Here is a 15,172-nt window from a genome sequence, read left to right as displayed (position 1 = left end):
CTAGCGTAGGAGCGCTGGGACCTCCCGTAGAAAGACCGGAATCCGTATACTCCATAGATGCCGCCTATGAACGTGGAGCTCCGGAACCTGCGGGCTTTCGTGGCCGTCGCCGAAACCGCGAACTTCACGAGGGCTGCAGAAAAGCTAATGATCGCCCAGCCGTCGTTGAGCTACACGATCCGCCAGCTCGAGGCGCAACTCGGCTTCCGGCTCTTCGCGCGCACGACGCGGTCGACCGCGCTCACCCCGGCGGGCGAGCTGTTCTTGGGTGAGGCACGCGCCGTGCTCGACCGGCTCGACCAGGCCATGGACGTGGCGCGGCGGATGGCTTACGGCGAGGCTGGAACGCTGCGAATTGGCTACCTGATCGGCGCCGCCGTGGACCTCGTGCCTTCGATCTTGCGGGCGTTCGACGAACAGTTCGGGAACGTCCACGTTGAGCTGGTGGAGTACGACTTCGCCACGCCCGGCTGCGGGCTCGACTCCGGCGAGACGGAGGCCGCGATCGTCCGGCCGCCACTGGACGTCGACAGCATCACGACGCGAACATTGCTGCACGAGGGTTGTCTGGCGTGCGTACCAGAGAACCACGAGGTGGCCAGCGAGCCAGCGGTGAACGTGGACCGGCTGCTGCGGGAGCCCATCATCGCGGCGCCTGGCGGCGGTGCCTGGCGCGACTCGTGGATCCTCACCGGCCACCGCAAGCAGCCCGCCCGGGTGGTGCACGAGGCGGCCACCTTTGAGGCCGAGATGCAGGCGGTCGCGTTGGGCCGCGGTCTGTCGATCGTGCCCGCATCGGCAGCCCGGTTCTACGCTCGCCCCGGAGTGCGGTTCGTGCCGATCAGCGACCTACCCGACTGCGAAGTCGCCGTGGCCCACCGCGAAGACGCGTTGCGGGTCGCACAGAACTTCGCCGAACTTGCTGTGCGGGTCGCGCACGGATGTACCTGACGACTGCCTAGAGCTCCAGCCGCACTTGGTGATCTCTGCTGTTGATCTGGTGGTGTCGGCGAGGATCTTGCGGCGTGGGTGGCCGGGCTGGATGACCTGTTGCACGGCAACGGAAAACCGCACACTGATCGACCGCGAGCTGTGCTTGCCGAAGTCGTGGATCGCTGATCCGGGCCGTTGCCGAGAGGCGGGCGTGCCTGATGAGACGGAGTTCGCGACCAAGCCCGTGCTTGCCCGCGCGATGGTGGCTCGGGCACTGGAAGCCGGGGTGCCCGCCCGCTGGGTAACAACCGACGAAGCCTACGGGCAGGACTCGAAGTTCCGCACCTGGCTGGAATCCCGGCGCATCGGCTACGTCGTAGCTGTGCCCCGCAGTCAGCCGGTGCCGGCCGGCCCCGGGACTACCCGGGCCAGCGCACTGGAGGACGTCATGACCACCGCATTCATCGAAATCCGGGACTCGGGAATGCCGGTGAAGCGCTCATGTGAGCTGACCGAGATCGCCCGCGCTACCCACTACCGGCGTGCCAGGCCGCAGGATCCGGTGCATTGGATCGCCCGGCTGACGCTGTCAAAGCCGAAGTCGTGGCCCGCATCGTCTTGATCGCCGAGGTGATCAGTGACGCCGCGCCGCGGGCGGAATTGGCGTTACCACCCCGCATCCGGGTCGCCGCCACCACCGGCGCCGTACCGGGGGTGGAGATCGTGGCCATCAGATAGTTCAGGCCCCGCACCTTCGTATACCCATACGCCGAGCCCTGCTTCCCCGCCCCGTAGACCTCTTTGATCTTCGAGTCGATATCGACGAACACCAGCTTATCGGCCCCCGGCAACAACCCGCACCGCCCGGCCAGGCGTTCCAGCACGATCCGGCCCAGCTTCTCCAGCTGCGCCACATGACCATAGGTGAACCCACGCAGAAACGTGCCCAGCGTCGACGGCGCCCGGATCCCGTCGAACAACCGCGACATGCCACCGTGGCGGATCACACCCAGATCCTCGAACGAGTCCGCACCACAGGCCATCCCCGCCACGATCGAGGACACCTTCACACCCGGATTCGCCCCCGCCGACCCCACATCCGGCGACAATTTCACCGTCTGCTCAGCCAGATCAGCCACCCCGACCTGCTCGGCCAGCCGCAACACCGGCACCAATCCCGCACACGACACGAGATTCGGATCATCGAACCTCACCGACACCGCGCCGACACTATGCGATGCTTGCATCCAGCAGATGCCCTCTCATCCAGGAACCGATTGTCTCTCTCGCAAAGAACAATCATCCCAGGCCAGAGGGCATCTGCCCCACCACGACACGACCCCCGCCGGCACAAACTTTCACCACAACACCGGTGGATCCGGGCCTCGTCGGGCAAAAGCCCTGCTGTGCCGCCTGTTAGGCCGAAACGGTCTGCGCGTGTCGCGGAGCTCCGTTCAGGAAACGGCATCGGTCAGCCGCCATCCTGCGGAGGAGGCCCGCCGGTGGTAGAAGCGGGCGTAGGTGCCATCGAGCGTCAGCAACTCCTCGTGCGTGCCGCGTTCGGTCAGGGCGCCGTCGTCGAGGACGATGATCTGATCGGCGGCCAGCACGGTCTGCATCCGGTGGGCGATGACCAGCAGTGTGGAGTTCTCGGACAGCGTTGCGATCGCACGTTGGACCACCACGTCGTTCTCGGGGTCCAGGGATGACGTCGCCTCGTCGAAGACCACGATCGGTGCTTGCTTGAGCAGCGCGCGGGCGATGGACACGCGTTGGCGCTGGCCGCCGGAGAGCCGGGATCCCGCCTCGCCGACGGGGGTGTCGGTTCCCAGCGGAAGTTCGCTCATCACGTCGACCAGACCGGCGCGCGCGATGGCGTCGCGGACCTCGTCGTCGGTGGCGTCCGGGCGGCCCACGCGGACGTTGTCGCCGAGTGTGCCGTCGAACAGGTAGACGTCCTGGAACACGAACGCCACCATCGACATCAGGTCGTCGGTGGCGATGTCGCGAACGTCGACATCGCCGATGCGGACCTGACCGCCCGTGGTGTCCCAGAACCGCCCCAGCAGCCGGGCGACCGTCGTCTTGCCCGCCCCGGACGGGCCGACCAGGGCGGTCATGCTGTTGCCGGGCAGGGTGAAGCTGAGGTTCCGCAGCACCTGGCGGTCGTCGTAACCAAAGCTGACGTCATCGAATTCCACGTCGATGCGTTCGGGGCGGACCGGACGCGACGGCTCCGGCAGCGGGCGTTCGGCGAGCAGCCGGTTGATCGTGGCCAGGCTCGTGCGCGCCATCCGGATGCTCGCACCGATCCCGGCAGCGGCGGTCACCGGCTCGGCGAACCGGCCGACCAGCACAAGAACGGCGATCACGGTCCCGACGTCGAGCCGGCCGTCGAGCACCGACAGCACACCGAGCACCAGGGCGGCCGTCACCATCACGCGGACCGTGAACTCGAACGCGACCAAGCCTGGCACGACCCGGAAAAGCATGCTCCGATCGACGCTCCGCTGCGCCAGCAGCGCACGGTCCAGCGCCCGACCGCCGGTGTCGGCCTGGCCGAACGCACGCAGCACCGGTTGCGCCTTGGCGAACTCGACGACCCGGTTGGCGGCTTCGTCCATGGCGGCGTGCCGCTCGGCATCGGCGATCCGTACGACCCGGTTACTGATCGCGAGCACCGCGAGCAGGACCGGAATGGCCAGCACGACCGACAGCGCCAGCCGCACGTCGATCAGCAGGATGGCGATCACGATCGTCAGCGGGGTCAGCACCGAGGTGACCGCGGGACGCAGCAGGTGTGCGGGCACGCTCATCACCTGGAGCACGTGCTCGCTGTTCATCCTGCTCAGCTCGCCGACCCGGGAACGGTTGAACCAGCCCAGCGGCAGCGCCACGATCGCCGCACCCAGCCGGTGGTGCAGCACGTTGGCCAGCCGTGAACCGGTGCGGAATGCTGCTGTCTGGGCGAACCAGGTCGCCACCGCCGAGCCGGTGCAGGCCAGCGCGAAGACCAGCAGCGGCGGCCACACCGTATCCGGTTGGTTGCCGAACAGGGTCCGCAGCACCGGGACCAGGAAGGCGTAGGCAACCCCTTGCAGGACGGCGGCCGTGGCGAGCAGCGCCAGCAAGCCCCGCAACGGTCCGGAGTTCTGCTTGCCCAGCGCGGTGAACAGCGCGCGAATCACGAGTTTCCTCCTGGCGTGGCGTGGGTCGGTGCGGCGGGTTCCTGCGCGCGCCACATGCGCGCGTATCGGCCGTCGGCCTCGATGAGCTTGGTGTGGCGGCCTTGTTCGGTGATGCGTCCGCCTTCGAGCACGACGATCTGGTCCGCGTCGCGGATGGTGGCCAGTCGGTGGGCGATCACCAGCAAGGTCCGTCCAGCGGCCAATGTGGACAGTGCCTGTTGGATCAGCGCCTCCGAGTCCGGGTCGGCGTAGGCGGTGGCTTCGTCGAGCACCAGAACCGGTGTGTCCGCCAGCAGCGCGCGAGCGATCGAGATCCGTTGGGCCTCGCCGCCGGAGAACTCCGCGTCGACGCCGATCTCCGAGTCGTATCCGCGCGGCAGAGTGGTGATCCGGTCGTGGATCTGCGCGGCGCGGGCGGCCCGTTCGATGTCGTCGGCGGCTGCGTCCGGTCGGGCCAGCGCGATGTTCTCGGAAATGGTGCCGCGCAGCAGGACCACGTCCTGGAACACGAAACCGACGTAGCGGTACAGCGTTTCCGGCTCTATCTCGCGCACGTCCACGCCGCCGAGGGTGATGGAACCACCGGTGACGTCGTGGAACCTGACCAGCAGTTTGGCCAGGGTCGACTTGCCCGCGCCGGAAGGACCGACGAGAGCGGTGACTGTGCCGGGACGCAGGTCGAGGTCGACACCGGTGAGCACCGGATCACCGTCGTAGCCGAACTCCACCCCGCGCAGCCGGATCTCGTTTAGGTTGGGCGTTTTCGGCTTCGCCGGCACCGGCAACACCGGTTCTGCCAGGAGCGCCTGGACGTTGCGCGCCGCCGCGGTTCCGGTGCGCAACGCCTGGAAGCGCGTTCCGATCGCGGCGATCGGGCCGGCCAGTGCTGGTGCGAGCAGGACGAACGCCAGCACGTCGGGGGCGGCCATCACGCCGGTGGCGACCATGCTTGCACCCGCGGTGACCACGAGCAGGAGAACCACGACAGGTGAAACCGCCAGCTGCGACGCCGTGGACACGCCGATGGTGGAACCCACCCAGCGGGTGAAGAACTCGTGGAAGCCGTCGGCTGCGCGCAGGAAGCGCTGGTGCGCCGTGCGGGTGCCGCCGAAGGTCTTGACCACGGCGATGCCCTCGACGAATTCGACCACGCCGCTGTTGATCTCGGCGACCGCCCGCCCGTAAGCGGCCATCTGCGGGCGTGCCTCGGCCATCGCCCTGCGGAACAGCAGTGCTCCGGCCAGCGGTGGGATGACCGAGATCGCCGCCATCCGCCAGTCGACGGTCACCAGGTACACCAGTGCGGTCAGCGGGGCCAGCACTACCGAGGTCACGTCGAGCAGGGTGTGCGCGACGAAGTAGTGCATACCGGCGATGTCGTCGTGCAAGGTCTTCTTGACTGTGCCGGAGGTTGTCTTCGAGAACCATCCCAGCGGGACGCGTCCCAGCCGCCGGGCCATGGCCCGGCGCAGGTGCAGTTGCAGCTTGTTGTCGCCGACGTGAGTGATCGTGTGGGCCGCCATCGACAGCGCCAGGCTGACCAGTACCGCACCGACGCCCAGCCACACCAGCGGCCAGGCCCATTCCGGCCCGGCTCCGCCGGGCAGCAACACCCGGCCGAGTTCGGCGATCGCGATCAGCGGCAGCACGCCCAGGACTGAGGCCACCGCCTGAAACGCGACCGCGGTGGCGAGATACCCCCGGATCGGGGCGAGCACGCGGGCGGCCTGGGCGGTGCCGGAATTCTTCGTCACAGCACACCACTCTCGTATTCGTCCATGATGGACATCTGCAGCCTGGACACCTCTGCGGCCAGGTTCGCGACGGTCGGCGAGGCCAGGAAGTCCCGCACTCCGACGTCGACCCCGAACCGCTGCTGGACCGCGCTGATCACGCGCAGCGCGAGCAAGCTGTTCCCGCCGAGGCCGAAGAAGTTGGCGTCGCGGTCGTCAACCGGATGCCCGAGCAGGTCCGCCCAGACCTCGGCCAGCCCCTTCTCGACCGCACCGTCCGGTGGTTCGCCTGCGGTGCCATGGTCGTCGGCCATGCGTTCCAGCGCCGCCCGGTCGAGTTTTCCGTTGGCGGTCAGGGGAAGCGCATCGAGCAGCGTGAACCGGGCCGGGATGGCGTAGCCGGGCAGGCGTTGGGCCAGCTCGGTGCGGACGGCCGCGGTGTCGAGCCCGTCGGTGCGCTCGACGAAGCCGTGCAGCACCCGTTGCCGCCGTTCTCCGGTGACCACGACCACCGCATTGCCCACTCCAGGGCAGGACTCCAGCGCGGACTCGATCTCGGCGAGTTCGAGCCGGTGCCCGCCGATCTTGACCTGGTGGTCGGCCCTGCCGAGGAACTCCAGCGTCCCGTCCGGCCAGTACCGGCCGAGGTCTCCGGTGCGGTACCACCGCTGTCCCCGGTCGTCGACGAACTTCTCCGCGGTCCTGGCCGGGTCGCCGCGGTATCCCGCCGCCACCCCGCGACCGCCGATCCACAGTTCACCCGCCACCCATTCCGGCCGATCCCTGCCCTGCTCGTCGACGACCCGGTAGCACTGGTTCGCCAGCGGCAGACCGTAGGGGATGGAACTCCAGCGGGCGTCGATTTCGCCCACCTCGTAGGCGTTGGACCAGATGGAAGCCTCCGTCGCGCCTCCGAGGGCGACCAGACGGCAGCGCCCGTCGGTGGCCGCCGCCAGCCGTGCGCCCAGGTCCAGCGCGACCCAGTCCCCCGAGACCAGAGCGAGGCGCAGTGCCGCGGGCAGCTTCCGTCCGCCGAGGTCGGCGGCGATGAGCAGCATGTCCAGCAACATCGGCACGGTGTTCCACAGGGTCACGCCGTGCCTGGTGACCAGTTCCAGCCAGCGGTGGGCGTCGCGTCGCTCGTCCTCCCCGGGCAGCACCACCGCGCCGCCGGCGCCAAGGACGCCGAAGACGTCGTAGACCGACAGGTCGAAGTCCAATGCGGACACCGCGAGCACGCGATCGTCAGCCGTCACCGAGTACCGGCTGTTGATGTCGGCGATGGTGTTGACCGCCGCGTCGTGGGTGATCTCCACTCCCTTGGGGGTGCCGGTGGAACCGGAGGTGAAGATCACGTAGGCCAACGAATCGGGTTCCACCGGGACCGGAGCGTCCAACGGTTCGGCCCGGACCGCCGCGCTCAGCTCGATCCGGTCTTCGCCGCCGGTCTCGTCGATCACGAGCCGCGCTCCGGAGTCGGTGTAGATGCGCTCCCGCCGAAGCTCGGGTTGCTCGACGCCGACCGGAACGTAGACGCCACCGGCGCAGAGCACACCCACTGCCGCCACGATCTGGTCGGCCCCCTTGGGAAGGGTGATGGCCACGGTGTCTCCCGGCCGCACTCCGCTGCGCACCAGCGCGCCCGCCACGCGCAGGGCGCGGTCGCGGAGTTCGCCGTGGCTCAGCGTGCACCGATGGCCGTCGTGCTCCCAGATGACGGCGTCGGAGCCGGCTGGCGCGTCGAACAGCGGCGTGTGCAGCAGACCGCTGGGGATCGTGCGGTCCGTCGCGTTGACGTGATCGCGGACCTGCTTCTGCTCCGGTGGCAACGGATCGGGCAGGTTCTCGGTCCAGTCGTGGTCGGCCAACCACTCCAGCAGTCGGCGGTAGGCGGCGAACATCGCGGGCAGGACGCCCTCGCAGAACAGGTCCTCCACCGCGTCCCAGGTGACCAGCAGGCCGCCCTGGGACTCCATCACCTGGTTGTCCAGACACACCTGCGGCGACTGGGAAATCCCCCACACACGCTCGGGGAAGCCCGGTGACATGTCCATCGACACCCCGTCGCCGACGCCGATCGCGCTGGTGAACACCACCGGCATGGCGTCGATGTTGCCCGTTCTGCGAGCCAGTTCCCGCAACAGCCACGACGGGGCGATGTCGCGGTGGTCGAGGTCGGCACCGAGCCGGCGCTGCATCCGGTCTGCGGCCTCCAGCCACGGTTCGCCCGGCTCCGGCCGGTAGTCGGCAAGTGACAGCGAGGTGAAGTCGCCCAGTACGCGGTAGATGTCGGGATCGACCTCGCGGCGGTTGAACAGGGTCAGCGTGACTGTGAGCGGGCGTTGGCGGCTCCACGTGCCCAGCACCTCGGCGTAGGCGGTGAGCAGCACGGTGGACGGGGTCAGCCCGGCGGCTCTGGCCCGGTCCCGGATCGCCTGCCATTGCCGTTGGTCCAGCCAGGTCTGGTGGCGGCAGAACCGCGGTCGCGACACCTGCGAAGGGTGCCTCGTCATCGGCAGCGCGGGGCCGGGCGGCAACTCCTCCAGCCGTTCCAGCCAGTACCGCTGATCGCGTTCGAGTGCCTCGGGTTCGGGCTCGACCTGGAGCACGTAGTCGCGGAACGACATCCCGATCGCGGGCAGCTCGGCGTCCTGGGCTCGGTAGAGGGCGTCGAGTTCGGAGAACAACGTCATGATCGACAGGGCGTCGAAGATGATGTAGTCCAACCCGATCGCCAGTCTCGTGCGCCGGCCGCCGTCGGTGTCGTAGTGCAGCGCGGTCACCTCGAACAGCGGCCACCGGCTGAGATCGAAGTAGCGGTGCGATTTCTCTTCCCGCAGGCGTGCCAGCGCCGGAGCGGGGTCGCCGCCGGTGGCGTCGCGGACCTCGATCCGGAACGGGGGTGGGTCGGCCAAAATGCGTTGCGCGCCGTCGTCGTCGAAGATCGCGCGCAGCATCTCGTGCCGGTAGACGAGGCGCTGCCAGGCCCGTTCCAGCCGCTCCAAGTCGACCTCGGCGCCGTCGAACTCGGTGTACTGGTAGGTACCGACACCACCGAGGGGCAACCGCTCGTCGCGGCCGATCCAGTACGCGCGTTGAACATCGGTCGGCGGGAACGGGTCGTGGCGGTGGTCCAGGTCGGCGTTCAGGCGGATCTGGTCGTCGGATCCGCCCAGCATCAGCGACGCCGCGAAGGCGGCCAGCACGGGCCGGGCGAACAACGTCGCCAGGCGCGCGCCCGCGATCCCGGCTTCACGCAGCCTGCCGACCAGCCGGGTCGCCATCAGGGAATCGCCACCGAGGGCGAAGAAACCGTCGTTCCTGCCGATCCGGTCGACTCCCAGCAGCTCGGCCCACACCGAGGCGACCACCTCCTCCAGCTCGCCTGCGGGCTCCTGGAACTCCGCCGCAGCAGGGGAGACCTCCTGGGACAGCAGCGAAGCGATCGCACTGCGGTCCAGCTTTCCGTTGTGGGTCAACGGAAGGCGTTCCCGCACCGTGATGTGGTCGCATACCATGTACGGCGGCAGCCGGTCACCGAGCCAGGCCAGCAGGTCTGCCTCCGCCACGATCTCGGAAGCGGACACGGCGGCGACCAGCCGGGGCGCCGGCTCCGCGATGAGGGTGGCCACGGCGTGTCCGATCGCGGGGTGCGCCGAGAGCGCGGACTCGATCTCACCCAGCTCCACGCGATACCCGTGCACCTGCACCTGGTGGTCGGTGCGGCCCAGGAACTCCAACGTGCCGTCCGGCCAGTAGCGCGCGAGATCCCCGCTGCGGTACCAGCGCCGACCGTCGTGCTCGACGAACCGTTCCGCCGTGCGCCGCGGATTTCCCCGGTAGCCGCGGGCCACACTCGCCCCGCCGACCCAGAGCTCGCCGGTGACCTGGTCCGGGCGGTCTAGTCCTTGGGCATCGACGACCCGGCAGGCCACGCCCGGCAGCGGAGCACCCCACGGCATGGAGCGCCACGACGCCGGTACTTCGGTCACCTCGATCGCGGTGGAGTGGATCGCGGCCTCGGTCATCCCGCCCAACGCGACGAACCGGGAGTCGGGCGCGCGATCGCGCAGCCGCCCCGGCAGGTCCAGTCCGACCCAGTCGCCACCGAGCAGGACCAGCCGCAGCGCTGGTTCCCCTCCGTCCGCTGCGGCCAGCAGCATGTCGAGCAGCGCGGGAGCGGTGTTCCACACCGTCACGTCGTATCCGACCGCCAGCCGCCACCAGTGCTCGGCGTCGCGACGACGGGACTCGTCGACGGTCACGACCGCGCCCCCGGCCGACAGCATCCCGAAGATGTCGTAGACCGAGAGGTCGAACTCCAGCGCCGACACCGCCAGCGTGCGGTCCTGGGGACCGACCCCGAACCGAGTGTTGATCGCGTTGATCGTGTTCATCGCTGCGCTGTGCGTGACTTCAACGCCTTTGGGCTCGCCGGTCGAGCCGGAGGTGAACAGCACGTAGGCGAGTTCAGCGGGATCGACCGACGCGGGAGCCGTCGCGGGCGGGTGCTGCGCTGCGTCGGACATCAGCAGCACCGGTTCGGAGGCCGCCGAGCGCACCGCGTCGCAGTACGTCGCGTCGGTGAGCGCCGCCGCTACTGCGGCGAGTCGGTGGAGGCGGGATCGGCGTCGCGGGGGCTGGTCGACGCTGATCGGCACGTAGGCGGCGCCCGCGGCCAGCACGCCCAGCGCCGCTACGATCTGCTGCGGTCCCTTCGTGAGCGTGATCGCGACCGCGTCGCCCCGGCCGACACCGTGCGACGTCAGCAATGCGGTCACCCGCAACGCACGCTCTGCGAGTTCGGCATAGGTCAACGACATGCCGTCGTCGACCAAGGCGACCGCACTCGGGTGGTCGCGCACGTGGGCGAAGAACCCTTCGTGCAGAAGCTGTGGCGGTGCAACCGGTTCGACGTTGTTGAGGGGTTTCCGGGCAGCGGCCTGCGTGGGTGGCAGCAGCGATCCGACCGGGGTGGTCCACCGATCGTTCGAGGCGATCAGGTCGTTGATCAGGTTGCGGTAGACCTCGAATGCCGCCTCGGTGGTGCCTTCGGCCAGCACGTCGGCTCGCACGTCCCAGTTGAGCAGCAGCCCCGAGTCGAGTTCGGTGACCTGGGCGTCCAGCCACACCTGCGGTCCCTGCGAGATGATCCACGACGGTGTGCCGAAGCAGCGTTGCAGATCGGCGTCGTAGATCTCTCCCAGCCCCAGTGCACTCGTGTAGACCACCGGTGCCAGCACCGGGACTCCGTCGCCGAGCCGCGCCAGATCGCGCAGCACCTCGACACCGCCGTAGGCGCCGTGCCCGATCGCGGCCCGCATGTTGGCCTGCACCTGTCGCGCGCGCTCGACGAAGGGCATCGGTTCGCTGACGTCGACCGTCAGCAGGATCGACGAGCTGAAGTCGCCGACCAGCAGGTCGACGTCGTCGCGCAGCAGCTCCCGGTCGAACAGCGGGAGATTGAGCAGGAACCGGGGCTCAGCGCTCCACGCTCCGATCACCTCGGCGAAGGCGTTGGCCAGCGCGGCGGCCGGGGTCAGGCCGTGGTTTTGCGCGGCGGCGATGAGTTCTGCCTTGTCCTGCGGGGAGATCCAGTGATGCAGACGCACGGTCCGGGGTGGGCCGGCCCGTTCGGAGCTCAGCGGCAGTCCCGGTCCGCCGGGCAGCTCGGGCAGCCGTTCCTGCCACCACGCTCGGGAACGGGCGCGTTCGCGGTCGTGCCGTGCGGCGCGGTCTGCAAGGTAGCGGGGGAAGCTGTAGTCGATCGGTGGCAGTTCGGTCCCGGCATCCTCGTAGAGGGCACGCAGATCGTTGAGCAGGATGCGCATGCTCAGCGCGTCGGCGACCATCATGTCGAGGTCCACGTGCATCCGAGTGGAACCGTCGGGCAGCAGGGACAGCGCGACCTCGAAGGCCTCTCCCGCATCGACGTCGAACCTGCGATGGGTGTAGTGCTCGCGCAGTCGCTCCAGTTCGGCGTCGGTGTCCGGCCGCCGGCGCAGGTCATGCACTCGCACGGCGGGCAGCGCGCTGGTTGCGGTGATCTGCTGGCGGCCGTCGTCCAGGAACCGCACCCGCAGCATGTCGTGCCGTGCGACCAGGGCGTCCAGCGCCTTCTGCAGGCGCGGCGGTTCGACGCTCGCGCCGTCGAACTCGACGTAGAAGTGCGCGGAGACCTCGCCGAAGGGCTGTCCGGGCTGGCGGCCGATCCAGTAGGCGTGCTGCATCGTCGCCAGGTCGAACGGCGCCCGCTCGTCGACGGTGTCCGGCTCGGCTTCCAGGAAGCTCGGGCCGGAGGTGCCCAGCACCGCACGCCAGCCCGCCAGGGTCGGGTTCTCCGCCAGGTCGTCGAAGGTGACCGCCCGGCCCTGCTTGCGCCACTGGCCGGCCAGCCGGATCAGGCCCAGGGAGTCGAGTCCGAGTTCGAAGAGGTCGTCGTGCTCGCCGACCTCCTCGGGCGCAAGCCCGAGCGCGGTGGCGACCTCCGCGCGCAGCGCGTGGTCCGCGGCGCTCATTTCGCCTCGCCCGGTTCGCCACCGATGCCCCAGCGCTGGGCGGGGGTGCCGTCGAGGACCACCCAGGTGATGGGACGCGTCTTCTCGCCGAGCACGCCCGCGACCGCGTCGGTGAGCGCCGAGATCAGTGCTCGCTCGGTCTCCGGCGCCAGGCGCTCCTCGAAGATCTTGACGTCTATGAATGGCACAGAGACCTCTCAGGAAATCGGTTGGCTGGAATGGAAAGCACGGCCGGGCGAGGTCAGTTCCTCGTGCAGGACCGCGCAGAGCCGGTCGACCTGGGCATCGGTCAGACCGGGGTGGCAGGGCAGGTTCACGTGGCGGTCGAACCAGCTGTTCTCGGCCACGGGGCACGCGCCCGCCCGATACCCGCGTGCCCGCCACTCGGGCGTCAGGTGCAGCGGGAAGTAGCGCAGCTGGACCTCGATCCCGTGCCGGTCCAGCGACCGGACCAGCCGTTCGCGGTCGGGCGCACCCGAGTCGACGAAGAACGTGTAGAGGTGGTGGGCGTGCTCGGTTCCCGGTGGTGCGTGGTGCGGTCGGGCGCCGGCGCCCGCATGGGCCAGTGCCTCGTCGAGTCGGTGCGCGATTTCCGCGCGGCGAGCGGATAATTCCGGTAATCGTCCAAGCTGGACCGAGCCGACGGCCGCAGCGGCTTCCGACAGGGTCGCGTTGGTTCCCGCGCGCAGCACCTCGGTGTACTCGCTGGAGTAGATCTCGTCGGCGTACTTCATCCACGGCAGCAGGGCCGGCGGTCGGGTTCCGCGGACGGGGCGGGTAACGCCGTCGACTCCGTTGGAACGCAGGCATTCCAGCCGGTACGCCCAGTCGTCCCGGTCGAAGGTGATCATGCCGCCCTCGCCCAGGGTGGTGAGGTTCTTGGAGTTGTGGAAGCTGAAGCAGCCGATGTCGGCCAGTGCACCGGGGCGGCGGCCGTGGTAGCTCGCGCCCAGGGCGTGCGCGCAGTCCTCCACGACCACCGCGCCGTGGGCGTGCGCGGCGGCGGTGATCCGGTCCATTTCCGCCGGGCATCCGCCGTAATGCACCAGCAGAACCGCTGCCGTCCGCTCGGATATGAGCGTTTCGAGGACCGCCGGATCCATGTTCAGGGTGTCGGGGTCGACGTCGCAGAAGGTCACCTCGACATCGAGGTTCAGCAGTGGTGCGATGGTGGCCTGATAGGTCTGTGGGGTGACGATCACCTCGTCGCCGGGGCGCAGGTCCAACAAATGGATCGCCAATTCGAGGGCGACCGTTCCACTGGTCACCGACATCGCGTGCGCGGACCCGATGTGCTCGCGGAACCCGTTTTCGAACCGGTCGCGGTGGATACCGGAGCTCAGCGGCGCTCCGGAGCTGACGAGGCTGGTGAGAGCCGCGATTTCGGCGGCGCCCAGCTTGCTTCCCCGGGTTGGGAAGTCAACGCGGTAGGTGCGGTCGAGCATATCGGCTCCTGCATGGGTGGCAACGTAAAAACGAACTGTTTCCGGATCGAGAATAGCGATCAACTCTGGCTTTGCAAATTGATGCAACAATTCGCATATGTCAGAGTCTAAAATCCTCCGGGAGTCGTCAAAAAAAATAGGATGACCCCTCTTGAAATTGAGGGCTTAAAATTTTTCTATAAGACTCCTTGACAGTTCTTCTCGGGGTGGATTAACTACGGCTTAGGGGGCGGTGCGATTGCGCGCCGAGTTGAGCGAAATGGAGGCCTTTATGCGGTTCGGGTTGACCTTTTTCCCGGTGATCGGCCCGGACGAGAAGTCGCCGAGCACCTATTACGACGAGTGCCTGGAGTTGTCGCGCCTGGCCGACGCCGCGGGTTACGAGCACGTGCAGGTCGTCGAGCACTACTTCTCGTCCTACGGTGGCTACAGCCCGGACCCGGTCACCCTGCTGACGGCGATCGCGGCCGCCACCAAGAGCATCCGCGTGACCACCGGCGCGGTCGTCCCGGCGTTCACGCATCCGATCAAGCTCGCCGGCAAACTCGCGATGTTGGACAACCTTTCGCACGGCAGGCTCGACGTCGGGTTCGGCCGGGCGTTCCTGCCGGAGGAGTTCGCCGCTTTCGGGGTGCCGATGAGCGAGAGCCGCTCGCGCTTTGCCCAAGGGGTCGAACTCTGCCGTCGACTGTGGACGGAAGACGACGTCGTTTCCGAGTACGAGTGGGCGGCCTTCGGGCCAGTGACCATGCTGCCCCGGCCGTACCAGAGCCCTCATCCACCGATCTTCGTGGCGTCGACCACGAGCGCGGAGTCGTGCGCGGCGGCCGGCCGCGCCGGTTACCACCTGCAGGTCGTGCCGACCGTGACCTCGCGCGAGAGTCTTCAGGACATGCTGGCGATCTACCGGAAGGCCCGCATCGAGGCGGGCCACCAGGAACCGCCGCGCATCCAGATCAAATACACCTGCTACCTGGGCGAGGACCGCGCGCGGGTACTGGAGCAGGCCCGTCGCTGGGAGCACAACTACATCGAGAAGATGACCGGCGCGGTCGCCTCGTGGGGGCAGACCCGAAGTGCGGACTACCCGGGGTACGAACAGCTCGTGGCCAAGGTGGCCAAGTACGACTTCGACAAAAGCCTGGCGGACAACAAGGTGTTCGCCGGAACGCCGGACGAGGTCGGAGAGCAGGTGGCCACCGTCGCCGAGTGGTTCGGCGACGACGTGACGTTGAGCCTCCAACTCAACCCAGGCGCGCTGCCACTGCCGGATGCCCGCACCGCGGTGCGGTTGTTCGCCGAGCAGGTCGCTCCCCGGTTCACCAGTATCGCCACCTCGGCGGTCTGAGCGGAAG

General features: G+C 68.5%; 8 protein-coding genes and 1 pseudogene. 3 read left to right on the top strand and 6 right to left on the bottom strand.

Annotation, left to right across the window (positions count from 1 at the left end):
* The first annotated feature begins 66 nt into the window (after nt 1-66).
* Together DL519_RS17695 and DL519_RS17690 are read left to right on the top strand one after the other, a co-directional pair.
* The gene (locus DL519_RS17695; protein WP_190816412.1) at nt 67-951 is read left to right on the top strand and encodes a LysR family transcriptional regulator; all 885 of its coding nucleotides are present in this window, start codon (nt 67-69) and stop codon (nt 949-951) included.
* Between the two features lie 124 nt (nt 952-1,075).
* A pseudogene (locus DL519_RS17690) lies at nt 1,076-1,336 on the top strand (transposase); the annotation flags it as partial.
* Nucleotides 1,337-1,460: 124 nt separating this feature from the next.
* On the opposite strand, the gene DL519_RS17685 reads toward DL519_RS17690, so the two are convergent.
* The 6 genes from DL519_RS17685 to DL519_RS17660 form a co-directional block, all read right to left on the bottom strand.
* Nucleotides 1,461-2,180 carry a hypothetical protein gene (locus DL519_RS17685; RefSeq protein ID WP_223839168.1) on the bottom strand — a complete coding sequence of 240 codons (720 nt, stop codon included), beginning with the start codon at nt 2,178-2,180 and terminating at the stop codon, nt 1,461-1,463.
* 207 nt (nt 2,181-2,387) lie between these two features.
* Nucleotides 2,388-4,121, bottom strand: a complete 1,734-nt coding sequence (locus DL519_RS17680; RefSeq protein WP_190816411.1) for an ABC transporter ATP-binding protein — start codon at nt 4,119-4,121, stop codon at nt 2,388-2,390.
* On the bottom strand, nt 4,118-5,875 hold the full coding sequence (locus DL519_RS17675; RefSeq protein WP_190816409.1) for an ABC transporter ATP-binding protein: 1,758 nt from the start codon (nt 5,873-5,875) through the stop codon (nt 4,118-4,120). The genes DL519_RS17680 and DL519_RS17675 overlap by 4 nt, the downstream gene beginning before the upstream one ends.
* Nucleotides 5,872-12,372 (bottom strand): non-ribosomal peptide synthetase, encoded by a 6,501-nt coding sequence (locus DL519_RS17670; protein WP_190816407.1) that lies wholly within the window; start codon nt 12,370-12,372, stop codon nt 5,872-5,874. The genes DL519_RS17675 and DL519_RS17670 overlap by 4 nt, the downstream gene beginning before the upstream one ends.
* Nucleotides 12,369-12,560, bottom strand: a complete 192-nt coding sequence (locus DL519_RS17665) for a tautomerase family protein (RefSeq protein WP_190816405.1) — start codon at nt 12,558-12,560, stop codon at nt 12,369-12,371. The genes DL519_RS17670 and DL519_RS17665 overlap by 4 nt, the downstream gene beginning before the upstream one ends.
* A 9-nt stretch (nt 12,561-12,569) precedes the next feature.
* Complete coding sequence (locus DL519_RS17660; protein WP_190816403.1) at nt 12,570-13,817, bottom strand: DegT/DnrJ/EryC1/StrS family aminotransferase; 1,248 nt, start codon at nt 13,815-13,817, stop codon at nt 12,570-12,572.
* Between the two features lie 271 nt (nt 13,818-14,088).
* Here DL519_RS17660 and DL519_RS17655 point away from each other — a divergent pair, with 271 nt between their 5' ends.
* On the top strand, nt 14,089-15,165 hold the full coding sequence (locus DL519_RS17655) for an LLM class flavin-dependent oxidoreductase (RefSeq protein ID WP_190816401.1): 1,077 nt from the start codon (nt 14,089-14,091) through the stop codon (nt 15,163-15,165).
* Nucleotides 15,166-15,172: the final 7 nt, after the last annotated feature.

It is taken from the genome of Saccharopolyspora pogona (assembly GCF_014697215.1).
Taxonomy (GTDB): Bacteria; Actinomycetota; Actinomycetes; order Mycobacteriales; family Pseudonocardiaceae; genus Saccharopolyspora; species Saccharopolyspora hattusasensis.
The sequence above is the reverse complement of the archived record's forward strand: the minus strand, read 5'-3'. Positions and strand labels throughout refer to the sequence as shown.

What these genes read in the sequence shown, in the direction of transcription:
- DL519_RS17670 (WP_190816407.1), bottom strand. Translation starts at nt 12,372, where the DNA reads ATGAGCGCCGCGGACCACGCGCTGCGCGCGGAGGTCGCCACCGCGCTC.
- DL519_RS17695 (WP_190816412.1), top strand. Translation starts at nt 67, where the DNA reads ATGAACGTGGAGCTCCGGAACCTGCGGGCTTTCGTGGCCGTCGCCGAA.
- DL519_RS17660 (WP_190816403.1), bottom strand. Translation starts at nt 13,817, where the DNA reads ATGCTCGACCGCACCTACCGCGTTGACTTCCCAACCCGGGGAAGCAAG.
- DL519_RS17685 (WP_223839168.1), bottom strand. Translation starts at nt 2,180, where the DNA reads ATGCAAGCATCGCATAGTGTCGGCGCGGTGTCGGTGAGGTTCGATGAT.
- DL519_RS17655 (WP_190816401.1), top strand. Translation starts at nt 14,089, where the DNA reads ATGCGGTTCGGGTTGACCTTTTTCCCGGTGATCGGCCCGGACGAGAAG.